The organism is Variovorax soli, from assembly GCF_031454625.1.
Classification (GTDB): Bacteria; Pseudomonadota; Gammaproteobacteria; order Burkholderiales; family Burkholderiaceae_C; genus Variovorax; species Variovorax soli_A.
Genome location: NZ_JAVDRF010000005.1, coordinates 51782 through 72738, shown reverse-complemented (window position 1 = coordinate 72738; position 20957 = coordinate 51782). Strand labels below are relative to the sequence as shown.

Genomic DNA, 20957 nt, shown 5'->3' with positions numbered 1-20957 from the left:
TCAATCGGTGCCGCAGATGAATCGCGCGACCTCGGGCGTCAGCCAGCCGAGCATGGCGAAGAGCACCACCCACACCGCCAGCAGGAAGTGCCAGTAGCGCGCGCACAGCGCGATGCGCCAGCCCAACCCGACCAGGTCGGCCGTGGGATGCCAGGCGGCGCGCGCCGTCCAGCCCCAGGCGGCGAGGCCGCCGGCCACATGCAGCCCATGCACCGCCGTCAGCAGGTAGAAGAAGCTGCCGCCCGGATTGCCCGCGGGCATGACCTGCGCCGACAGCAGCGCCCGCCAGGCCCACAGTTGCACCAGCAGGAAGGCCAGCGCGCACAGGCCGCCCGTCAGCAGCAGCCGGCGGGTGCGGCGCACCGCGACGCCGCGCGCTGCCGAGGCGGAGGCCTGCAGCGCCGCGCTGCTGCTCGCGAGCAGCGCCGTGCTGAGCCCCAACTGCCAGGGCAGCGCGATCGCGACCGCATCCTCGCCGCTCATGCGCATCACGTAGGCCGTGACGAACAGCCCGAACAGCACCGTCGCCATGCCCATGAACACCCACAGGCCGAGGCTCGCCGACGACGCCGCGGCGAGCGGGTCCGGACGCGGGCCGCCGTAGCCGTGGCGAAGCGCGGCGCTGGTGTTCATGCCGTGGTCCCCCTGGTCCCGCCCTTGCCGGACTCCGGCTCCTCCTCCAGCCCGCCGGCCTCGGGCGGCGCGTTCTGCGGGATGTAGTCCTCGCGCGCGCCCGGCACCCCGTAGGCATACGCGCCGCGGTAGACCACCGGCAGCGTCGGCCCCCAGTTGCCGTGCACCGGCGGCGTCTGCGGGGTCTGCCATTCGAGCGAGGCGGCGCGCCACGGGTTGCCGCCCGCCAGCCGCCCGTGCCGCAGGCTCCAGGCCAGGTTGAAGATGAACAGCAGCTGCGCCATCCCGACGGCCAGCGCCACCACCGTGATGAAGGCATTGAGGCTGAAGGCCGAGGGCGGGATGAACTGGTACTGGTCGAAGTTGTAGTAGCGCCGCGGCATGCCCAGCAGGCCGAGGTAGTGCATCGGGAAATAGATGAGGTAGGTGCCGATGAAGGTGATCCAGAAATGCAGCTGGCCCAGCCGGTCGTCCAGCATGCGACCCGTGACCTTCGGGTACCAGTGGTAGATGCCGCCGAACACCACCAGCAGCGGCGCCACGCCCATGACCATGTGGAAATGCGCCACCACGAAGTAGGTGCCCGACAGCGGGATGTCGACGCTCACGTTGCCGAGGAAGAGCCCCGTCAGCCCGCCGATCGCGAAGGTGCAGATGAAGGCCAGCGAGAACAGCATCGGCACCGACAGGTGGATATCGCCGCGCCACAGCGTCAGCAGCCAGTTGTAGACCTTGATGGCGGTGGGCACCGCGATGATCAGGGTGGTGGTGGCGAAGAAGAAGGCGAAGTACGGGTTCATGCCCGCCACGAACATGTGGTGGGCCCACACCACCAGGCTGAGGCCGCCGATCGCCACGATGGCCCAGACCATCATTCGGTAGCCGAAGATGCGCTTGCGCGCATGCACGCTGATCAGGTCGGACACGAGGCCGAAGGCCGGCAGCGCCACGATGTAGACCTCCGGATGGCCGAAGAACCAGAACAGGTGCTGGAACAGCAGCGGGCTGCCGCCCTTGTACTGGGTCGCCTGCCCCAGCGACAACAGTGCCGGCATGAAGAAGCTGGTGCCCAGCGAGCGGTCCAGCAGCAGCATCACGCCGCTGACGAAGAGCGCAGGGAAGCCCAGCAGCGCCAGGATGGTGGCCACGAAGATGCCCCACACCGACAGCGGCATGCGCAGCAGGGTCATGCCCTGGCAGCGCGCCTGCAGCACGGTGGTCACGTAGTTGAGGCCGCCCATGGTGGTGGCGACGATGAAGATCAGCAGCGAGACCAGCATCAGCACGATGCCGGCCTCGTGCCCCGGCGTGCCGGGCAGGATCGACTGCGGCGGGTAGAGCGTCCAGCCCGCGCCGGTGGGCCCGCCGGTCACGAAGAAGCTCGTCATCAGCACCAGCACCGACAGCAGGTAGACCCAGAAGCTCAGCATGTTGAGGTAGGGGAACACCATGTCGCGCGCCCCCACCATCAGCGGGATCAGGTAGTTGCCGAAGCCGCCGAGGAAGAGCGCGGTGAGCAGGTAGATCACCATGATCATCCCGTGCATGGTGACGAACTGGTAGTAGCGCTCGGGGGTGATGAACTGGAAGGTGCCGGGGTAGCCCAGCTGCAGCCGCATCAGGTTCGACAGCACCACGCCGATCACGCCCACCGTGATGGCGGTGCAGGCGTACTGGACCGCGATCACCTTGTGGTCCTGGCTCCAGACGTAGCGGGTCCAGAAGCTCTTCGCTTCATGGTGGGGGACGGGAACGACGATGCTGGACATGGCTTCCTTCACTCCTCGTGCGGCGCGGCGCTCATCGCTGCGCCTTCTGTTGCGGCGCGGCCGGCGGCGGCGCGGGGCCCAGGCTCTTGATGTAGGCCACCAGCGCCGACAGCTCTTCCTCGGTCAGGGGAATCTTCGGCATCACCGGCGCGAAGCCCTTGACGGTGCGCGTCTGCGGGTCGCGGATGAAGGCACCGAGGTAGGCGTCGTCCACCAGCGCGGTGGAGCCGTCGCTCATGGTCTCGGTCTTGCCGAACAGGCCCTTCCACGTCGGGCCCACGCGGGTGCTGCCGTCGACCGAATGGCAGGCCGCGCAGCCCTTGGCATTGGCCAGGGCGCGGCCCTGCGCGACCTGCCCGCCCTCGCCGGTCGGCGGCCGTTGCGTCACCGCGAAGGTCTCCTTGTCCTTCAGCCAGGCCTGGTAGGCGGCAGCGTCCTCCACCACCACGACGGCGCGCATGTTCGGGTGGCCCACGCCGCACAGCTGCGCGCACATCGCCTCGAAACGCCCGGCCTTGGTGGGCGTGAACCAGAAGGTGCTGATCTGCCCCGGCACCATGTTCATGCGGGCGCGGAAGGGCGGCACGTAGAAGTCGTGCAGGACGTCCTGCGAGCGCAGGATCACGTGCACCGGCTTGCCCAGCGCCAGGTGGACCTCCTGCTCGGCGATGAGGATGTCGTCCTGCCCCGCCGGGTCGGCCGGGTCGAGGCCGAAGGGATTGGTCGGGCTGACATGGCGCGTCTCGCTCAGGCCCAGCTTGCCGTCGGCACCGGGCATCCGGAAGCGCCACTGCCACTGCTGGCCCAGCACCTCCAGTACCACCGCATCCTGCGGCGGCTTCACATAGTTGGCATAGACGACCAGGCCGGGCGCCAGCAGCGCCATGATGCCGACGGTGGTGATGCCCAGCAGCCAGCGCTCCAGCGACTTGCTCTCGGGTTCATGGGCCACGCCCGGGCGGCCCGGGCGGTGGCGGTAGCGCAGCAGCGCGTACACCACGAACAGGTTGATGCCGACGAAGAAGATCCCCGTGATGATCAGCGTGATGGTCAGGGTGTCGTCCATGGTCTTCCAGTTGGACGCCAACGGCGTGAGCCACCAGGGATTGAGCAAATGGAACAGCACCGACCCGACGACGATGAGCGCCAGCACGACAGCCATGATCATGTGCGGGCCCTTTCGTCCATGCGCCGCTCATGCGCGTTTCAGGGAAAGGCCGGGACCTGCCGCTCCTCGCCGGCGAAGCGGGCCTCGGGATGGTCGCGCTCGAGCAGCGCGCCGATGTCTGCCACGCGTGCGCGCGGCAGGTCGACCATCAGCAGCACCCGGCCGGAGGCGATCGCGCTCTGGAAGCGCGCCAGCCGCGGGCTGGGAATGGAGATGCCGATCATGCTGGAGGACCAGGCGCCGAACAGGCCGCCGAGCACCGCCAGCGCCACCGCCACCTCCCATTGCGGCGAGTCGCCCACGATGGGGAACAGCAGCGCGGCCACCATGCCGGCGACCACGCCCACCACGCTGCCGATCACCAGGCCGCTTTCGGCGGCGTGTACCAGGTCCGAGGTCTGCCAGATGTTGGCCGCATGAAGCCCGCGCATGTCCGCGCCTTCGGGGCCCGCGAAATGGATGTGCGCGGGATCGACCTGCGCCTGCACCAGGTCATCCATCACCCGCCGGGCGCTCGCCACGTCGGGGATCAGCCAGTAAATGCGTCTTTTCATGGCGCCCTCCTTTGCCGTCTTGAGGACGTAACAAGGAAACCACGCAACCCTTATATGTCAGCGCGAAAGGGTTATCAAGAGTACTCGCCGCCCAATCAGCCGAACGACCCGCCCGGAAGCCCGGCGCGGCGATGATGCCCGGCGCGCCGTCGCAGCGGGCGGGGCCTCCTCGCTGCACGCCTGCGGACTCCACCATGCGGTCCTGGAGCGCGTCATGCGCAATCGACTCAGCGCTTCGGCGTATCGAGCGTCACCTTCGCAGCGTCGAGCACGCCGATGTCCGTCCATGCATCGGTGTCGAAGCCGATCTCCGCGACGGCGCAGGTCGGCATGCCGGTGATCTCCGGCGCGAGCCGGTGCGCAAGCTCGGCGAACTCCGGGTTATGGCCGAAGAGCATCACCCGGCCACACGCCTCGTCGAGCGCGCGAATGACGGCAAGCAGACGCTCCGGACTGGACGCGTAGAGCCTGTCGTCGATCACGATGTCCCGGCGCCGGTAGCCGATCTCGTCCGCGATGAGCTGCGCCGTCGTCAGCGCTCGCAGCGCGGGGCTCGATACGAGCTGATCGGGCTTCGCCCCGCTCTTGTTCAGGCGCTGGCCCATCATGGACGCGTCGTGCAGGCCGCGGTCGTTCAACGGGCGCTCCCGGTCGGGCAAGGACGGATCGTCGCGGCTCGATTTCGCGTGTCGCACCAGGAACAGGGTTTTCATCGCGCAAGCCTTTCTGCCGGATCGGCAGCACGCCCCGAATCTACGAACTCGTCACCGGCTGTCAATCGGAAGGGAGCACCAGTTGCAGCGGGCGGTCGTGGATTGCCCTTCAGTTCGCCGCGGCGTATCGTGTCTGCCTGGAAGGAGCCGCCGATGCCTTCAAGAAAAACCCTCGCGTCCAGCGAAACCCGCAGCATGCACCCGATGCCTTTGAGCGCATTGGGCTACCCCGAAGCATTGGCGCCGCTCTCTGAGGCCGATCTGTGCGAGCGCGCAGTCCAGGCCATCTGGCACAGCCTGGATGAGCACGATCTGGTGGACGAGCTGGTCAGGAGCGATCTGGCGGCGGTCCTCGAGCCGCTCATAGCCATCGGCCTGGGGGAGCGCGCGCAGCGGCTGATCAAGACCCTGCGCCTGCCGGACCCCATCGATGCCTCGAACCTGTATTGGCTCACGCGCCGGCTCCTCACTTTCGTGCCGGAACTGCAGTCGGCGGCAAGCGCATTCCGCCGGCAAGAAGGCCATCCGCCCCCGCCCCTGGCCTGACGGCATCGAAGCCTTCCCTGCGCGCAGGCTTGCTCCGATGCGGCGCTACATTTGCGGCTGCACTCGAGCCCTGCAAAGCCGCGCCGCCATGAACGCCAAGAGCACCGACCACATCCTCATCGTCGACGACGACCGGGAGATCCGCGAACTGCTGACCACGTACCTGGTCAAGAACGGCCTGCGCGTCGCCGCGGTGCCCACGGGCCGCCACATGCGGGCGGCGCTGGAGGCGTCGGGGCCCTTCGACCTGATCATCCTCGACCTGATGTTGCCGGGAGAAGACGGCCTGTCGCTCTGCCGCGACCTGCGTTCGGGCAAGTACAAGACGACGCCCATCCTGATGCTGACCGCGCGCAACGAGGAGGCCGACCGCATCCTCGGGCTGGAGATGGGCGCCGACGACTACCTGGCCAAGCCCTTCGCGCCACGGGAGTTGCTCGCACGCTTGCGCGCGGTTCTGCGCCGCACGCGGATGCTGCCGCCGAACATGCGATCGACCGAGGGCGCCACCCGCCTCGCCTTCGGCGAATGGCAGGTCGACACCACCGCGCGCCACCTGGTCGACGAGAGCGGCGTGATGGTGGCCCTCAGCGGCGCCGAGTACCGGCTCCTGCGGATCTTTCTCGACCATCCGCAAAAGGTGCTGACCCGCGACCAGCTGCTGAGCCTGAGCCAGGGCCGGGAAGCGGAGCTGTTCGAGCGTTCGATCGACTTGCTGGTCAGCCGGCTGCGCCAGCGCCTGCGCGACGATGCGCGCGAGCCCCGCTACATCAAGACCGTGCGCAGCGAGGGGTACGTCTTTTCGTCGACGGTCGAGGCGCGGGACTGAGACGCGGCCTGCCTGCCGCGCGCCGGCCCAGCGCATGCGATCGCCGCGCGAAGACGCTTTGCCAGCCGGCCATTGCCCTGCGTTGTGCAACGTAGTGTGTCGACTTTGTGCGGCGATACAGAGGCGTACCCCTTTCGTGGAAATCGGGGCGCCAGGGTTGAAGATGCGGCTCATCTCGACACCCAGGAGTCCGACACCATGAACATCCGCCTCAGCGCTTCGCTCTTCGCCGTGGCCCTCGCGGCCTCGTTTGCAGCGCTCACCTTCGCCGGCCCTCCTCAGGGCGGCACCATCGCGGTGGCCGGACAGCAGCCGGCGCCCGAGTTCCGGGAGATCGAGAAGTGGCTCAACACCGAGCCCCTGAAACTGGAAACGCTGCGCGGCAAGGTGGTCCTCGTCGATTTCTGGACCTACACCTGCATCAACTGCCTGAACCACCTGCCCTACGTCCAGGACTGGCACGCCAGGTACAAGGACCGCGGCCTGGTCGTGGTCGGCGTGCACACGCCAGAGTTCGCCTACGAGAAGTCCACCCGGAACGTGCAGGAGGCGATCAGGAAACTGGGCATCCGGCACGCCGTCGCGCAGGACAACAACTACGCGACCTGGAAGGCCTTCGGCAACCAGTACTGGCCGGCCGTCTACCTGATCGACAAGCAGGGCCGCATCGTCTACTCGCACTTCGGGGAGGGCAGTTACGACCTGACCGAGAAAAAGATCCAGGCCCTGCTGGCGGAACCGGCGCCCGCAGGGTCCTGAGCGCGACATGAACAAGCTCTGGCTGGCCCTGTGGTTCTTCGCCGGCGGCTTCGCCCACGAAGTCCGCCATCCGCTGAACTGCCCCCTCATCGCATCGCGCCGGGTGACCCGGCCGGAGCGCCGTCCATGACCCCTCGCTCCCTGTTCGCCCGCGTGACGCTCATCATGGTCGTGGGCCTTGCGATCGCGCAGTTGCTGACCTTCGCGGCGATCCGCTACGAGCGCGGCATTGCGCTTCGCGAGCTGATGATGAGCGGGATCGAACGCGATATCGCGAGTTCGATCGCCATCCTGGACCGCCTGCCCGCCGCCGAGCGCGAAGCCTGGCTGCCCCGGCTGGAGCGGCGCAACTACCGCTTCATGCTCGGCGGAGAGGTCGCGGGCCCGCAGCCGCAGCCGGGGACGTCGCAGGAGTTCGCCACCGCCATCGTGGACGCGCTGCGCCCCTTCGCAGTCGTGAAGGTGGCGCAGGCCGCCCCGGACGACCTGCAGGTCCAGGTGAAGATGCGCGACGGCAGTACCGTGGTGGTCCATGCGCGCCGGGTGGGCATTCCGGTGTCGAACTGGGTCCTGTGGGTGCTCGTGCTGCAGCTCGCGGTGCTCGGCCTCTGCGCCTGGTTCGCGGTCCGCCTCGTCACGCGGCCGCTGGCCCGGCTCGCCGAGGCCGCGGACGAACTGGGGCCGGACCTCAAAGGCCGGGAGCTCGCGGAAGAGGGCCCCAGCGAAGTCGCGCACGCGGCACGCGCGTTCAACGCCATGCAGCGAAGGATCGCAGGCTACATGGCGGAACGCGTGGAGATCCTGGCCGCCATCTCCCACGACCTCCAGACCCCCATCACCCGCATGCGGCTGCGCACCGAAATGATGGACAACGAGAAGGACCAGCTGAAGTTCCGGCAGGACCTCGACGCGATGCATGCGCTGGTCAGGGAAGGCGTCACGTACGCGAAGACGCTGCACGGCGCCACGGAGCCGCCCTGCCGCGTCGATGCCGATGCGCTGCTCGAGAGCATGGTCGCCGACTACGAGGACGCTGGCCAGCAGGTGCTGCTGGAGGGGCGCATCGGCGCGCCCATCGTGACGCGTCCGAATGCGCTGCGCCGGATCGTCGTGAACCTGGTCGACAACGCGCTGAAGTTCGGCAGCGAGGTGCGCATGCGGGTGCGTGTCGAAGCGGATCGGCTGGTGGTCGCGGTCACCGACAACGGCCCGGGCATCCCGCCCGATCAGCTCGAAGCCGTTCTCAAGCCGTTCTACCGGGTCGAAAGCTCGCGCAACCGGAGCACGGGCGGCACCGGCCTCGGGCTGGCCATCGCGCACCAGCTCGCCACCGCGATGGGCGCGCAGCTGAGCCTGCACAACCGCGCCGAAGGCGGCCTGGAAGCCCGGATCGCCCTGACGCTCCAACAGGATCTCGCACCATGATCATCATCGCGATCGCCTACGTGGGCGGCATTCTCACCATCCTGAGCCCCTGCATCCTGCCGGTGCTCCCCTTCGTCTTCGCGCGCGCCGACCGCCCGTTCCGCTCGCATGGCCTGCCGATGCTGCTGGGCATGGCCTTTGCATTTGCCGGCATCGCCACGCTCGCCGCGGTGGGCGGCGGTTGGGTGGTGGCGCTCAACGAGTACGGGCGCTACGCTGCGATGGCCCTGCTCGGCCTGTTCGGCCTGGCGCTGCTGCTGCCCGCCTGGACCGATCGCATGAGCCGGCCTTTCGTCGCCCTCGGCATGCGGCTGTCGGCGCCGGGCGCGACGCCCTCGTCCGCGCGCCCTTCGCTCCTGTCGCCGCTCCTGCTGGGCATCGGCACGGGCCTGCTGTGGGCGCCTTGCGCAGGGCCGATCCTCGGCCTGATCCTGACGACCGCCGCCCTCAACGGCGCCGGCGCCGGCACCTCGCTGCTGCTGCTGGCCTATGCCGCGGGCGCGTGCACCTCGCTGGCGGCCGCACTGCTCTTCGGCGGACGCGTGTTCTCGGCCCTGAAGGGGTCGCTGCGCACGGGCGAATGGGTGCGGCGTGCCGCTGGCGCGGCCGTGCTGGTCGGGGTCGTCGCCATTGCGCTGGGCCTGGACACCGGCGTGCTCCGCCGGATCTCTTCCGCCAGCACGTCGGCGCTGGAGCAGACGCTGCTGGAGAAGATCGGGCACCCCGGACCTTCGTCGCCGCGCGTGCGACCCGATGCCGCCATCGACGCGCCATCCGTCCCGCTGCCGGGCAGCGCCCAGCACCAAGCTCGAGAAGCTTGACGGGTGCTTCGGCGCGCGGTATTCCTGTGTCCTGCCAACCAAGGAGGCACATGCGATGGAAATCCGCGACCCTTCTCCCGGCCTCTACAACGAGGACCTGGCACCTGCCAAGGTGCGCAACTGGGGCTCCTTCAGCATCTTCAACGTGTGGACCTCGGACGTGCACAGCCTGTGGGGCTACTACCTCGCGGCCAGCCTGTTCCTGCTGTGCGGCAGCTTCACCAACTTCCTGCTCGCGATCGGGCTGAGTTCGCTGGTGATCTTCTTCCTCATGAACCTGATCGGCTATGCCGGCGAAAAGACCGGCGTGCCGTACCCGGTGCTGGCGCGTGCATCCTTCGGCGTTTGGGGCGCCAACCTGGCGGCGCTGGTGCGAGCCGTGGTGGCGTGCTTCTGGTACGGCGCGCAGACCGCGGCCGCGTCAGGCGCGGTGGTCGCCTTGCTGATCCGCAGCGACAGCATGCTCGCGTTCCACAAGAGCACGCAGGTCCTCGGCCATTCGGGACTGGAAGTGATCTGCTACGTGCTGATCTGGGCGCTTCAACTGCTCATCATCCAGAAAGGCATGGAAACGGTGCGCAGGTTCCAGGACTGGGCCGGCCCCGCGGTATGGATCGCGATGCTGATCCTGGCGATCGGCCTGTGCGTCAAGGCGGGCGGCTTCTCCTTCGACCACGGCATTCCGATGGACGTGCTGCTGGCAAAGACCAAGGACGCCGGCGTGAGCGGCGAGCCGGGCTCTTTCTGGGCCCTGATGGCGGTGGGTGCGACCTGGATCACCTACTTCGCGGCGCTGTACCTCAATTTCTGCGACTTCTCGCGCTACGCCAGGGACAAGGACGCGGTGAAGAAGGGCAATCTGTGGGGCCTGCCGGTCAATCTGATTGCCTTCTCGCTGGTCGCCGGCATCACCACCATCGCGGCCTTCAAGGTGTATGGCGAGGTGCTGCTGCACCCGGAGCAGATTTCCGCCAAGTTCGACAGCTGGCTGCTGGCACTGATCGCCGCGCTGACCTTCGCGGTGGCCACGCTGGGCATCAACGTCGTGGCCAACTTCGTGTCGGCGGCGTTCGACATTTCCAACGTGTTTCCCAGGCAGATCAGTTTCAAGAAGGGCGGCTACATCGCGGCGGCCATCGCGCTGGCGCTGTATCCGTTCGCGCCGTGGGAAGGCAACGCCGCGCACTTCGTCAATGCCATCGGCGCGACGATGGGGCCGCTGCTCGGAGTCATCCTGGTCGACTACTACCTGGTGGCCAAGCGAAACGTCAACGTCGCTGCGCTTTACCAGGAGCACGGCGAGTACCGCTACGAAGGCGGCTGGAACGTCAACGCGCTGGTCGCTGCGGGCATCGGCAGCGTCTTTTCGACCTTCCTGCCCAACTTCACCAGCGTTTTGCCGAGTTGGTGGAATACCTATGGGTGGTTCTTCGGCGTGGCCATCGGTGGCGGCGTGTACCTGGTCATGGCGACGCTGCGGCCGCGCCACGCGATAGCGCCCGTCCGGGCTTGACGGGAGAGGGAGCAAGACCGATGGATTCGCGCGCGCCGAAGATGGCAACCCAGGCAAATACCGATCGCCACGCCGGAATCTCCTAGTACTATCGTTTTCATCTCGGAAAGTGACGGCTCGTTAGAGCTGGAGGGAGGTTCCGATGCGCCATGGCAGCCAGAGTTTCACGTCCCGCAGTGCGGGCGCGTACCGCCTTTGGGTCGACGATCCAGCGGCCTTCTCGACGCACCGGATCACACCCCTGCATCACAACTTCCATGAACACCCCTTGTTCCAGGTCGCCGAGTTGATCAAGCTGGGCAAGGAGCTCGCGCCCTTCGAGCAGTGCCGCTTCATGCGACCGGGGCTGAGTCCGGCATCGGTCATCGCACACGACAGCCGCCACCCGGGCGGCCGCAGCATCGACGAGTTCTTCGAGCGGCTGGAAGAACCGAGTTCCTCCGTCGCGCTCTACAACATCGAAGTCATCCCGCGCTACCAGGCGCTGTTGCGGGCGGTGGTCGGCACCATGCAGGACAGCGTCGAGTCGGAGCAGCCCGACGTGTTCCGGGTGAACGGCTTCGTCTTCATCTCGGCGCCGCCGTCGGTGACGCCCTTCCACATCGACCGCGAGAACAACTTCTGGCTGCAGCTGCACGGCCGCAAGATCATGAACGTCTGGGACCACCGTGACCGGCGCATCGTGCCGGCCGAGGCGGTGGAGGACTTCATCGTCACGCATTCGCTGCGGAAGGTCCGCTACAGCGAAGACTTCCGCGCCCACAGCGTGGAGATCCATGCGCGCCCGGGCGACGGCGTGTACTTCCCGAGCACCTCGCCGCACATGACGCGCTCCGACCCGGACTGGACCGGTCCCGGCGATCGCGTCTCGATCTCGGTCGGCGTGACCTTCTACACCTCGGTCACGCGCAAGGTCGCGCGCGTGCACCAGGTCAACCGGCTCATGCGCCGGTGCGGCTGGTCGCCCCGCTTCCCCGGCGAATCGCCGGGGACCGATGCGATCAAGGCGTCTCTGGGCGGGGTGGTCGGGTCCGTTCGTTCGAAGCTGATCGCACTCAGCCCCTCGGCACGGCGATTCAAGCAGGCGACCGCGCCGCCGCCCGGCTCCTACTGAGCTTGCAGGCGTCTTCATCCGGACGAAGGGGCCCTGGGAACTACACTCCCAACCCCTTTTTTCCGGAGCGATGACGCCCATGAAGAAGAACGCCAAGTCCGCCTGGCTCCAGGCTGCGCTCGAGTACATCCCCGCCTGGCTCGGCTTCCAGCTCGAGCGGCATCGGCAGGTCGGCTGCAGCGTCGCCATCGCGCAGGGGCAGGCGCTCGTCGCGGAGTTCGCCCTCGGGACCGCCGACCTGGGCACCGGGGAAGCACTCACGCCCCGGCACCGCTTTCGCATCGCCTCGCACTCCAAGACCTTCACGGCCAGCGGCGTGATGCTGCTGCGGGAGCAAGGCAAACTTGGCCTCGACGATCCGATCGGCCGCCATGTGAGCGGCCTGCACAAGGCGCTCACCAAGGCACGGGTCGGCGAGCTGCTGTCGCACGGCGCCGGCGTCGTGCGCGACGGCGCGGACAGCGGGCAGTTCCTGGATCGGCGGCCCTTCCTCTCCCGCGCCGAGCTGCGGGCCGAACTGGCGAAGAAGCAGCCGCTCGCGCCCGGCCTTCAGCTCAAGTACTCCAACCACGGCTACGGCCTGCTGGGGCTGATGATCGAGGAGATCAGCGGCACCGAATACTCGGCGTGGATCGCGCGCCATGTGATCGAGGCGGCCGGCCTGCGCGAGACGGTGCCCGACATGCCGCAGCTGCCGAAGTCAGCGCCCTTGGCCAAGGGGCACAGCACCGAATTCCCCTTCGGCCAGCGCCTGATCGTGCCGGGCGACAACGTCTGCCATGCCATCGCGCCCGCGGGCGGCTTTGTCTCGACGGCGGCCGACGTGGCCCGCTTCTTCGCGCAGCTGGCGCCCGAGAGCCGGAAAAGCATCCTGTCCGCCGCCAGCCGGCGCGAGATGATGCATCGCCGCTGGCGCGACCCGTGCAGCACGCTGGAATCGCACTATGGCTACGGCACGATGATGAGCGGGGCGGGGCCGAAGGAGTGGTACGGCCACACGGGGGGGCTGCAGGGCTTCGTGTCGCGCACCTCGCGCTTCCCCGAGTCGGGCTTCACGATCACGGTGCTCTGCAATGCGCTGGATGGCTGGTCCTACGCGTGGGTGGACGGCATCCACGGCATTCTTTCCGCATTCCAGCGCCATGGGGCGCCGGGGCGCAAGCAGGCCGCCTGGAACGGCCGCTGGTGGAGCCTGTGGGGCACCAGCGACCTGGTCGCCATGGGCGAGGTGGTCTGCCACGTCGCGCCGGCGATGAGCGTGCCCTTCGACGCCGCCACCACGGAATTCCGCATCTCGGGCAAGGACAACGGCGTCATTGCCAAGACCTCCGCGTACAACAGCCCCGGGCAATCGATCCGCCTGGTGCGCGATCGCGAGGGACATCCGGCCGAGCTATGGGTCGGCGGCACCCAGTTGCTGCCGAAGGAGGCCATGGTGGCCGAGGCGCGGCAGCGCTACCGCACGGCAGCAGCCTCGTGACCGGCCGCGCGCTCAGGCGGCCACGAAGCTGAGGCGCGCCTCGTGCGCCAGCGCATCGCGAACGATGGGCCGGGCGTCGTCGTCGACGAAGTCGTAGAGCGCATCGGGAATCTCGTCCTCCTCCAGCGCAAAGAGGATCTCGATGGCGTCCTGCTGGGGCTCCGAGAACGTGCCGGCCTGAATCAGCTGATTGAACCGCGCAGCGGTCTCCTTCGGTGCCAGCTGGCGCAGGTCGAGCAGCTCGAGCACCAGCTCGATCTGCGAGGGGGTGAGGGGCTTCGGTGCGGCAAAACGCTTCATGGCCTTTGAATCCTTTCAGTAGAGCTCGGGACTTCTTCCGTTGCTGTGGAATCAGTCTCCGAGGCGATCCTTAAGAGTCGCTGAAGCCCGCGTAAAGAAGCTTTGCTGGTCGTGAAAACTTTGGCTGCGCGTGAGGTAAGTCGCGTGGCGGCTCATGGGTCGTTGTTCAGGCGATACGGCCGGAGCCAGGTGCGGAAGCCGCGAGCGTCGACCAGCCCAGGCGGGTGACTCCGTGCACCACGACACCGAGCAACGGGCTCCCGGCCCACGGGGGCAGCACGACCTGCATCGTGGCTTCCACATGGCCGGCGCGCACCAGCACGCTCACAGCTTCGAACTCACCATCCTCCGTGAGGATCAAGGGGAGGCTTTCGCGCGCGATCCGGTGGAGGAGCGAGAGAGGCATCGAGGCGACTATCGCTTCAACGCTCGGAGAACACTACACACTAATTCGTATAACCAGCCCATCCTAGAACCATGAACCGGCAATGGACCACCGCTCTCGATATCGACACGCCCGGACGCGCGCTCGTCGAGATCTCGCGCCAAGTCGCTGATCGGGTCGGCTCGTGGATGTCTCGATACGTCCGATGCGTGCCCTGCCCCCCCGATGGTGGGGGAGCAAGGCAAAGCGCAGCGCGCCTCGCTCACAGGTAGTTGAACAACGCAATCCCGTGCAGCCGCGCAAAGGTCTGCTGCGTTGCCTGCAGCGAGGTCTGCCGCTGCAGGAATTGCGAAATCGCCGCCGCCGGGTCCAGGTCCTGCAGGTCCGAGAGGTAGGCCTTGTCGATCAGGTCGCGCGAACCTCCCGCGGCGTCCAGCGCATCGATCTCGTTCATGCGCGAACCGACCGAGGAGCGGACGGTCAGCACGTTGTCGTGCGCGTTGGTGATCTTCACGTTGGCGGTCGAGAGCGCGTTCTGCAGCCTGGCCTGCGCCGCCGGGCCGCCGCCGGAGAGCGGCTGGCGCAGCGCGCTCACCACGCTGTCCATGGCCGCGAAGATGTCGGTGCCGGCGTTCCTGGCCGTGGCGACCTCGAAGCTGTCGCCGTCGGCCGGCGTTCCGCTCATGCTGAGCTGCACGCCGCCGAAGTTGATGGGCGTGCCCGCGGTGTAAGGGCCGGTGGCCGCCACCACGGGCGGCGTGTCGTGGGTCGTCACCGTGTAGTTCCCGCCGGCGAAGCTGATGCTGAAGTCCTTGCCGTAGAGCGGCGCCGTGGCATCGGTCACGCCGACCGCGCCGAACACGACGGAGCCCGTGTTGGCGGCACTCGCGCTGCTGACGTAGCCCGCGCTGCCCTGCACGGACTGGAACACGCTGCGGCCGTCGTCGGTGGCGGCCATCTGCCGCGAGACATCGATCTGGATCAGGCGCTGTCCCTGGTCGCCCATGTACTGGATGGCGCCGCCGGCCTGCGCGACGAAAGGCGGGTTGGCGCTCTTGTAGCCGGCGAACAGGAACTGGCCGTTGCCGTCATCGGCGTTGGCCACGTTCACCAGCTGGTCGAGGTTGCTCTGGATGGCGGTGGCCAGCGACGCGCGGTCGGCATCCGACAGCGTCCCGTTGCCGGCCTGCACCACCAGGGTCTTGACGTTCTGCAGGATGTCGGTGGCGGACTTGAGCGCGTCCTCCTCTTTCGACAACGAGAGCGTCGCGCGGCTGCGGCTGGTCGCGTACTGCGAGGACTGCGCCAGCGCGTCGGAAACGCCCAGTGCGCGCGCCGCTGCCACCGGGTCGTCGGCGGGGGTCAGGAACTTGGTGCCTGCCGCGAGCTGCTGCTGGATGCGGAACAGCTGCTGCTGTTGCGAACCGATGCCGTTCATGCTCTGCGTGTAGAAGGATTGGGTGCCGATGCGCATCGCGACTCCTGGAAATGATGGGGCCCGCGGCCTGCTTAGTTGCGGATGCCGAGGATGGCGTCGAACATGGTCGACGCGGTCTGGATCACCTTGGCGTTCGCCTGGTACATCTGCTGGAACATCAGCAGGTTGGCGGTCTCCTCGTCCTGGTTGACGCCGGAGATCGAATCGCGGCTGGCGCGGATCTGCTCGGTCACGCTGGTCTGCGTGGTCTCGGCCGTGCGGATCTCCATGGTGCGGTTGCCCACCGCGCTCACCAGCTGCGCGAAGGCGCCGCCGAAGGTGGAGGTTCCGGCGTCCATGACGGTCTTCTTCTGCAGCGCGCCCAGCAGCAGCGCATTGCTGCCGTCGGAAACGCCGCCGCTGTTCTTCCGGAGGGTGAAGGTGTCGCCGTCGGCCGGCGCGCCTGTCATCTTGACCGTGACGCCATCGAAGCGCATCGAGGCGCCCGGCGTGTAGGGCACGGCCGTGCCTGCCGCGTAGGTGGTCGACGTGCCGTCGGCCAGGGTCACCGTCACGGCGGACGTCGCCGGAAAGCCGCTGAGCTCGCCGGTGGCGCCGTCGAAGCTCAAGGTGACGGGTGCCGCCAGCGGCGTGGCCAGGTAGCCCGCATCCACCGTGGGCGCGGCCAGCGCGCCGCTGCCTTGGTTGCCGGCGGTGTTGCCCGCGATCAGCGGCGACGCGGCAGCCACCTTCGCCGGGTCGATCACCAGCACGTCGACGTCGCGCGCGCCGGTGCGCGTGGGCTGCACCAGGAAGCGGTCGCCGGCCTGGGCCGTGCCGCTGCCGGCGCTGAGGCTCACTCCGTCGAAGCTGATGGGAAAGGCGGTGTAGTTGCCGATCACCTGCTTGTCGGTGAGCCGCGTCACCGAGTACGTCAGCGTGCCGGCCACGTCCTTCGCCTCGACCGCGTAGTCGCTGATGCTCAGCTGCGAGGGGTCGGTGACGCTGGCGCCGAGCACCAGGTCGCCGGTGTTGTGGGCGTTGGAGAACACGCCCGGCGCGGCCTTCGAGAAGAAGTCGGTGCCCGGCACGCCGTTGAGGTCGACCCCCAGCTTGTGCTGGTCGTTGAAGGCGCTGGTGAGCGCCATGGCCAGGCGGCCGATGGCGTTCTGCGAGGTGCTGAGCGTCTCGTTGCGGAAGGCCATCAGTCCGCCGACGGAGCCGCCGCTGAACACGCTGTCGGCCAGCTCGGTGGCCGTGCCGTTGATGCCCACCAGCGACAGTGCGGTGCGCGTCGGGTCGGACGCCGAGGGCGCCGCCTTCAGCGACATCGCCTGGTCGCCCAGCACCAGCGACTGCCCGTTGCCGATGAAGACGTTGTACTTGCCGCCGTCCTGCGCCAGCACCTTGACGTCGACCAGCTTGCCCAGTTCGTTGACCAGCTGGTCGCGCTGGTCCAGCAGGTCGTTGGGCGGCTGGCCGCCGGCCACCGCGCTCACCTGGCCGATCTGGTGGTTGAGGGTGGCGATCTGCGTGGCATAGGTGTTGATCGCGCCCACGCTGCCCTGGATCTGCTCGTTGACCGAGGTGTTGAGGTCGCTCAGGTACTGGTCGGTCGCACGGAACTTGTTGGCCAGCGCCTGCCCTGCGCTGACGAGCTGCTGCCGCGCCGCCGGATCGGCGGGCGTGTTGGCCACGCCTTGCACGCCGGCGAAGAAGCTCTGCATCAGCGGCGACAGGCCCGCGGTCTTGTCGGCCAGCAGCGAGTCGATGCGGCTGATCTGCGCGCCGTAGCTGGCCAGCGCCGCGCCCGAGGCCTCGGCACCGTTGAGCTGGGAGGTGAGATATGCGTCGTAGCTGCGCGCCACGGTGGTGACGCGGGCGCCGGTGCCGACGAAGCCGGAGGCCAGGCCGATGGCGCTGTTGGTGCCGATCACGGCGGTCTGGCGGCTGTAGCCGGCCGTGTACACGTTGGCCGTGTTGTGGGCCGTGGTCATGAGCGCGCTGCGCGCCACGCTCAAGCCGGTCAGGCCGGTATAGAACATCGACATGGGCTTACCTGTAGAGCTGTTTGTTCTGAATGGGGCCGGCGCGGTGGCCGGCCCCTTTGCTGTTTATCGGCAGCGCAGCCCAAAGCTGAAGGCGGGGCCGAGCCTCAAGCTGCGAGACGGAACACGCTCACCGCGTGCACCAGGCTGCCGGCCTGCTCCTGCATCGATTGCGCCGCGGCGGCGGCCTCTTCCACCAGCGCGGCGTTCTGTTGCGTGACCTGGTCCATCTGCGTGATCGCCTGGTTGATCTGCTCGATGCCCTGGGTCTGCTCGTGGCTCGCCGCGCTGATCTCCCCGACGATGTCGGTCACGCGGCGGATGCTGCCCACGATCTCCTCCATGGTCTTGCCGGCTTCGCCCACCAGCGTGGTGCCGGCATCGACCTTGCCCACCGAGTCATCGATCAGGCCCTTGATCTCCTTGGCCGCCGCCGCGGAGCGCTGGGCCAGGTTGCGCACTTCGGAGGCCACCACCGCGAAGCCTCGGCCCTGCTCGCCGGCGCGCGCGGCTTCCACCGCCGCGTTGAGCGCGAGGATGTTGGTCTGGAAGGCGATGCCGTCGATCACGCCGATGATGTCGACGATCTTCTTCGACGAGGCATGGATCGAGGCCATGGTGTCCACCACCTGGCTGACCACATCGCCGCCCTTGACCGCCACCTCGGAGGCCGACAGCGCGAGTTGGTTGGCCTGGCGTGCGTTGTCGGCGTTCTGCTTGACGGTGGAGGTCAGCTCTTCCATCGAGGCCGCGGTCTGCTGCAACGAGCTGGCCTGCTCCTCGGTGCGCGATGACAGGTCCTGGTTGCCGGAGGCGATCTCGCTCGAGGCCGTGGCGATGGCGTCGCTCGAATGCTTGATCTTGACCACCACCTCGGTCAGCTGGTCCTGCATCTGCTTGATCGAGTGCAGCACGCTGCCCTGGCCGGCCTTGTGCGCTTCCACACCGACGGTGAGATCGCCATCGGCGATCCGGCCCACCACATCGGCCGCATAGGCCGGCTCGCCCCCGAGCTGGCGCGACAGCAGGCGGGCCACCACCAGGCCCAGGCCCACGCTGGCGACCAGGCCCGCGAGGGCCATGACCAGCATCAGCAGGCGCGAGGTCCCGAAGGTTTTCTCGGCGCTCTCCAGGCTGGCCTTGGCCATGCCGTCGCTGTAGGCCACCATCTGTTGCAGCACGTCTTCGACCGCGCGCGAATCCTTCAGCAGCTGCGCGCTGTCCTCGGCCACGCGTCCGTCGAACTGCGAGCTGTCCAGCGACTGCCTGGAGATCAGCTCGACGAAGTCGCCCATGCGCTTGCGCAGCGGCTGCACCAGCGCCTCGTAGCGCTGGTAGAGCTTGGCGCTCTCTTCGCTTTCCATCAGCACCGGCTTGATCTCGGCCATGCGCTCGCCCAGCGCGGCGCCGGCCTTCCTGAGCTCGGCGACCCCGGCATTGCGCTCGCCCTTGGTCGAGGCCGACAACAGGCTCATCTGCGCCCGGCTGGCATACAGCAGGTGGAGGTTGGCCGCCTGCGCCGCCTCGAGCGTGCGCATCTCATGGTGATAGAGCCTGCCGGTCGAGGCGTTGATGCGGCTCATCTGAAGGATGCCGAGCGCGCTGACCACGGCGCCCAGCGCCGCGACCAGCAGGAAGGCAAGGATCAGCTTGACGCCGACACGGAGCTGTTGGAACCACTGCATTTTTCTTCTTCCTTCACGAATGCGGGATCGGATGTCCGAGTCAGAACTCCGTCCAGTCGCCAGAGGGCGCGGCGCTCTGCGCCGGAAGGGCCTTGGCCGCCGCAGCAGCCGGCCTGGGCGCAGGCGCCTTCAGGACGGGCACGGTGCGCTTGGGGGGCACGGCTGCGCGGCTCCTGGCCTGCACCTGCGCGAGCACCTCCGCCGCGGCCTCGTCGTTGGCCAGCTTGAACACGCCCACCGCCTCGACCAGGCTGGCGGCCTGCTCCTGCATCGACTGGGCGGCGGCCGAAGCCTCTTCGACCAGCGCCGCGTTCTGCTGCGTCACCTGGTCCATCTGGCTGATGGCCTGGTTGACCTGCTCGATGCCCTGGGTCTGCTCCTGGCTCGCTGCGGTGATCTCGCCCATGATGTCCGTCACGCGCTTGACGCTGTCGACGATCTCTTCCATGGTGCGGCCGGCCTCGGCCACCTGCTTGCTGCCCTCCTCCACCTTGTCCACCGAGTCGCCGATCAAGGCCTTGATCTCCTTGGCCGCGGCCGCCGAGCGCTGGGCCAGGTTGCGCACTTCCGAGGCCACCACCGCGAAGCCCCGGCCCTGCTCGCCGGCACGGGCGGCCTCCACCGCCGCGTTGAGCGCGAGGATGTTGGTCTGGAAGGCGATGCCGTCGATCACGCCGATGATGTCGACGATCTTCTTCGACGAGGCATTGATCGAGCCCATGGTGCCCACCACCTGCGAGACCACGCTGCCGCCCTTGATCGCCACCTCCGAGGCCGACAGCGCCAGCTGGTTGGCCTGGCGCGCGTTGTCGGCGTTCTGCTTGACGGTGGAGGTCAGCTCTTCCATCGAGGCCGCCGTCTGCTGCAGCGAGCTCGCCTGCTCCTCGGTGCGTGAGGACAGGTCGTGGTTGCCCGCGGCAATCTGGCCCGAGGCGGTGGCGATGGTGTCGGTGCCGGCGCGCACCTGGCCCACCACGCGGGCCAGGCTCTCGTTCATGTTCTTGAGCGCATGCATGAGCTGGCCGGCCTCGTCGCGCGACCGCACCTCGATGCGGGCGCTGAGATCGCCGGCGGCCACGGTCTCTGCCACCCGGACGGCCTGGCCCAGCGGCCGGGTGATGCTGCGCCCGATCAGAAAGGAACACAGGCCGCCGACCAGCAGCGTGAGCGTCGCCATCAGCAAGCGCAGGTTGAAGCCGCCGGCGTTCGCCGCGTCGATCGCGTGGCCCATGTCGTCGATGGCCTGGCGCTCCATCGCCAGCAGCGAGAGCACCCGGCTCTCGTAGGCCTTGGCGGCAGGCTCGAACACCTCCTTGAACACCGTTTCGGTTTCCTCCACGTTGCCGCTGGCCTTGGCCTTCTGCACCGTGTCCTTCGCCGCCTGGTACTTGGCGCGCAGCTCGACGATGGACTTGAAGGTCGCCTTCTCCTCCTCGGTCACCAGCAGGGCCTCGACCTTGGCCATGGTCTCGCCGCCCTTCTTCACGCTCTCGGAAATGACGTCGGCGAAGGTGACCGGCAGGGTCGCATCGGTCGTCTTGGCGATCATCGCGGTGCGGGCGATGGCCGAATAGGTCAGCACGTACCAGTCGGAGATCAGCCGCTCCTTGGCCAGCGGACTCTCCATCATCTGGCGGGTGGCCTCGGCGTTCTTGCGGGCCGTGACCAGCGCGACCGTCGAGGCGATGACGGTCAGCGCCAGCACCAGGCCGAAGCCGAGCGCCAGCCGCGTGCCGATGCGGAGGTTGGAAAAAAACTTCATCATGCGAATCCGGTTGGGAGAAAAAAAATCAGCAGA

Annotated in this window: 19 protein-coding genes and 1 pseudogene; 9 read left to right on the top strand and 11 right to left on the bottom strand. The window is 68.0% G+C overall.

Annotated elements, in window-relative coordinates; translation table 11 throughout:
* The 5 genes from J2739_RS13140 to J2739_RS13120 form a co-directional block, all read right to left on the bottom strand.
* Window positions 1–633 carry a cytochrome c oxidase subunit 3 gene (locus J2739_RS13140; protein ID WP_309902287.1) on the bottom strand — a complete coding sequence of 211 codons (633 nt, stop codon included), beginning with the start codon at window positions 631–633 and terminating at the stop codon, window positions 1–3.
* Entirely contained in the window at window positions 630–2402 is a 1773-nt protein-coding gene (locus J2739_RS13135; RefSeq protein WP_309902285.1) for a cytochrome c oxidase subunit I, read from the bottom strand. The genes J2739_RS13140 and J2739_RS13135 overlap by 4 nt, the downstream gene beginning before the upstream one ends.
* Window positions 2403–2433: 31 nt before the next feature.
* Window positions 2434–3570 carry a cytochrome c oxidase subunit II gene (locus tag J2739_RS13130; RefSeq protein ID WP_309902283.1) on the bottom strand — a complete coding sequence of 379 codons (1137 nt, stop codon included), beginning with the start codon at window positions 3568–3570 and terminating at the stop codon, window positions 2434–2436.
* 38 nt (window positions 3571–3608) lie between these two features.
* A complete protein-coding gene (locus J2739_RS13125) occupies window positions 3609–4124 on the bottom strand; it encodes a DUF1269 domain-containing protein (RefSeq protein ID WP_309902281.1) in 516 nt (171 codons plus the stop codon).
* 227 nt (window positions 4125–4351) lie between these two features.
* Complete coding sequence (locus J2739_RS13120; protein WP_309902279.1) at window positions 4352–4837, bottom strand: SixA phosphatase family protein; 486 nt, start codon at window positions 4835–4837, stop codon at window positions 4352–4354.
* Window positions 4838–4990: 153 nt separating this feature from the next.
* Between J2739_RS13120 and J2739_RS13115 the strand changes: the two genes are divergently transcribed.
* The 9 genes and pseudogenes from J2739_RS13115 to J2739_RS13075 all read left to right on the top strand — a co-directional run bounded on the left by J2739_RS13115 (window position 4991) and on the right by J2739_RS13075 (window position 13324).
* A complete protein-coding gene (locus tag J2739_RS13115) occupies window positions 4991–5383 on the top strand; it encodes a hypothetical protein (RefSeq protein ID WP_309902277.1) in 393 nt (130 codons plus the stop codon).
* 88 nt (window positions 5384–5471) lie between these two features.
* On the top strand, window positions 5472–6212 hold the full coding sequence (locus J2739_RS13110; protein ID WP_309902275.1) for a response regulator: 741 nt from the start codon (window positions 5472–5474) through the stop codon (window positions 6210–6212).
* A 198-nt stretch (window positions 6213–6410) separates the two neighbouring features.
* A complete protein-coding gene (locus J2739_RS13105) occupies window positions 6411–6971 on the top strand; it encodes a thioredoxin family protein (protein WP_309902273.1) in 561 nt (186 codons plus the stop codon).
* A gap of 7 nt (window positions 6972–6978) precedes the next feature.
* Entirely contained in the window at window positions 6979–7101 is a 123-nt protein-coding gene (locus tag J2739_RS13100) for a hypothetical protein (RefSeq protein ID WP_309902271.1), read from the top strand.
* A complete protein-coding gene (locus tag J2739_RS13095; RefSeq protein ID WP_309902269.1) occupies window positions 7098–8396 on the top strand; it encodes an ATP-binding protein in 1299 nt (432 codons plus the stop codon). Before J2739_RS13100 ends, J2739_RS13095 begins: the two co-directional genes overlap by 4 nt.
* Window positions 8393–9157: pseudogene (locus tag J2739_RS13090) on the top strand (cytochrome c biogenesis CcdA family protein); the annotation flags it as partial. The gene J2739_RS13095 and the pseudogene J2739_RS13090, both read left to right, overlap by 4 nt.
* Before the next feature lie 115 nt (window positions 9158–9272).
* Window positions 9273–10730, top strand: a complete 1458-nt coding sequence (locus tag J2739_RS13085) for an NCS1 family nucleobase:cation symporter-1 (protein ID WP_309902267.1) — start codon at window positions 9273–9275, stop codon at window positions 10728–10730.
* Window positions 10731–10872: 142 nt separating this feature from the next.
* On the top strand, window positions 10873–11844 hold the full coding sequence (locus J2739_RS13080; RefSeq protein ID WP_309902266.1) for a JmjC domain-containing protein: 972 nt from the start codon (window positions 10873–10875) through the stop codon (window positions 11842–11844).
* Window positions 11845–11923: 79 nt separating this feature from the next.
* Window positions 11924–13324 carry a serine hydrolase domain-containing protein gene (locus J2739_RS13075; protein WP_309902265.1) on the top strand — a complete coding sequence of 467 codons (1401 nt, stop codon included), beginning with the start codon at window positions 11924–11926 and terminating at the stop codon, window positions 13322–13324.
* A gap of 12 nt (window positions 13325–13336) precedes the next feature.
* On the opposite strand, the gene J2739_RS13070 is transcribed toward J2739_RS13075, so the two are convergent.
* The 6 genes from J2739_RS13070 to J2739_RS13045 all read right to left on the bottom strand — a co-directional run bounded on the left by J2739_RS13070 (window position 13337) and on the right by J2739_RS13045 (window position 20921).
* On the bottom strand, window positions 13337–13624 hold the full coding sequence (locus J2739_RS13070; RefSeq protein ID WP_309902263.1) for a hypothetical protein: 288 nt from the start codon (window positions 13622–13624) through the stop codon (window positions 13337–13339).
* Window positions 13625–13790: 166 nt separating this feature from the next.
* Window positions 13791–14030: a hypothetical protein gene (locus J2739_RS13065; RefSeq protein ID WP_309902261.1), complete on the bottom strand. Its 240-nt coding sequence runs from the start codon at window positions 14028–14030 to the stop codon at window positions 13791–13793.
* 241 nt (window positions 14031–14271) lie between these two features.
* Window positions 14272–15483 (bottom strand): flagellar hook-associated protein FlgL, encoded by a 1212-nt coding sequence (gene flgL, locus J2739_RS13060; protein WP_309902260.1) that lies wholly within the window; start codon window positions 15481–15483, stop codon window positions 14272–14274.
* Window positions 15484–15518: 35 nt separating this feature from the next.
* The gene (gene flgK, locus J2739_RS13055; protein ID WP_309902257.1) at window positions 15519–17477 is read right to left on the bottom strand and encodes a flagellar hook-associated protein FlgK; all 1959 of its coding nucleotides are present in this window, start codon (window positions 17475–17477) and stop codon (window positions 15519–15521) included.
* 104 nt (window positions 17478–17581) lie between these two features.
* Complete coding sequence (locus J2739_RS13050) at window positions 17582–19159, bottom strand: methyl-accepting chemotaxis protein (protein WP_309902255.1); 1578 nt, start codon at window positions 19157–19159, stop codon at window positions 17582–17584.
* Window positions 19160–19199: 40 nt separating this feature from the next.
* Window positions 19200–20921, bottom strand: a complete 1722-nt coding sequence (locus J2739_RS13045; RefSeq protein WP_309902253.1) for a methyl-accepting chemotaxis protein — start codon at window positions 20919–20921, stop codon at window positions 19200–19202.
* Between the last annotated feature and the right edge of the window lie 36 nt (window positions 20922–20957).

What these genes read in the sequence shown, in the direction of transcription:
- J2739_RS13125 (WP_309902281.1), bottom strand. Translation starts at nt 4,124, where the DNA reads ATGAAAAGACGCATTTACTGGCTGATCCCCGACGTGGCGAGCGCCCGG.
- J2739_RS13075 (WP_309902265.1), top strand. Translation starts at nt 11,924, where the DNA reads ATGAAGAAGAACGCCAAGTCCGCCTGGCTCCAGGCTGCGCTCGAGTAC.
- J2739_RS13120 (WP_309902279.1), bottom strand. Translation starts at nt 4,837, where the DNA reads ATGAAAACCCTGTTCCTGGTGCGACACGCGAAATCGAGCCGCGACGAT.
- J2739_RS13085 (WP_309902267.1), top strand. Translation starts at nt 9,273, where the DNA reads ATGGAAATCCGCGACCCTTCTCCCGGCCTCTACAACGAGGACCTGGCA.
- J2739_RS13105 (WP_309902273.1), top strand. Translation starts at nt 6,411, where the DNA reads ATGAACATCCGCCTCAGCGCTTCGCTCTTCGCCGTGGCCCTCGCGGCC.
- J2739_RS13070 (WP_309902263.1), bottom strand. Translation starts at nt 13,624, where the DNA reads ATGAAGCGTTTTGCCGCACCGAAGCCCCTCACCCCCTCGCAGATCGAG.
- J2739_RS13115 (WP_309902277.1), top strand. Translation starts at nt 4,991, where the DNA reads ATGCCTTCAAGAAAAACCCTCGCGTCCAGCGAAACCCGCAGCATGCAC.
- J2739_RS13130 (WP_309902283.1), bottom strand. Translation starts at nt 3,570, where the DNA reads ATGATCATGGCTGTCGTGCTGGCGCTCATCGTCGTCGGGTCGGTGCTG.
- J2739_RS13110 (WP_309902275.1), top strand. Translation starts at nt 5,472, where the DNA reads ATGAACGCCAAGAGCACCGACCACATCCTCATCGTCGACGACGACCGG.
- J2739_RS13080 (WP_309902266.1), top strand. Translation starts at nt 10,873, where the DNA reads ATGCGCCATGGCAGCCAGAGTTTCACGTCCCGCAGTGCGGGCGCGTAC.
- J2739_RS13065 (WP_309902261.1), bottom strand. Translation starts at nt 14,030, where the DNA reads ATGCCTCTCTCGCTCCTCCACCGGATCGCGCGCGAAAGCCTCCCCTTG.
- flgL (WP_309902260.1), bottom strand. Translation starts at nt 15,483, where the DNA reads ATGCGCATCGGCACCCAATCCTTCTACACGCAGAGCATGAACGGCATC.
- J2739_RS13100 (WP_309902271.1), top strand. Translation starts at nt 6,979, where the DNA reads ATGAACAAGCTCTGGCTGGCCCTGTGGTTCTTCGCCGGCGGCTTCGCC.
- flgK (WP_309902257.1), bottom strand. Translation starts at nt 17,477, where the DNA reads ATGTCGATGTTCTATACCGGCCTGACCGGCTTGAGCGTGGCGCGCAGC.
- J2739_RS13050 (WP_309902255.1), bottom strand. Translation starts at nt 19,159, where the DNA reads ATGCAGTGGTTCCAACAGCTCCGTGTCGGCGTCAAGCTGATCCTTGCC.
- J2739_RS13135 (WP_309902285.1), bottom strand. Translation starts at nt 2,402, where the DNA reads ATGTCCAGCATCGTCGTTCCCGTCCCCCACCATGAAGCGAAGAGCTTC.
- J2739_RS13045 (WP_309902253.1), bottom strand. Translation starts at nt 20,921, where the DNA reads ATGAAGTTTTTTTCCAACCTCCGCATCGGCACGCGGCTGGCGCTCGGC.
- J2739_RS13095 (WP_309902269.1), top strand. Translation starts at nt 7,098, where the DNA reads ATGACCCCTCGCTCCCTGTTCGCCCGCGTGACGCTCATCATGGTCGTG.
- J2739_RS13140 (WP_309902287.1), bottom strand. Translation starts at nt 633, where the DNA reads ATGAACACCAGCGCCGCGCTTCGCCACGGCTACGGCGGCCCGCGTCCG.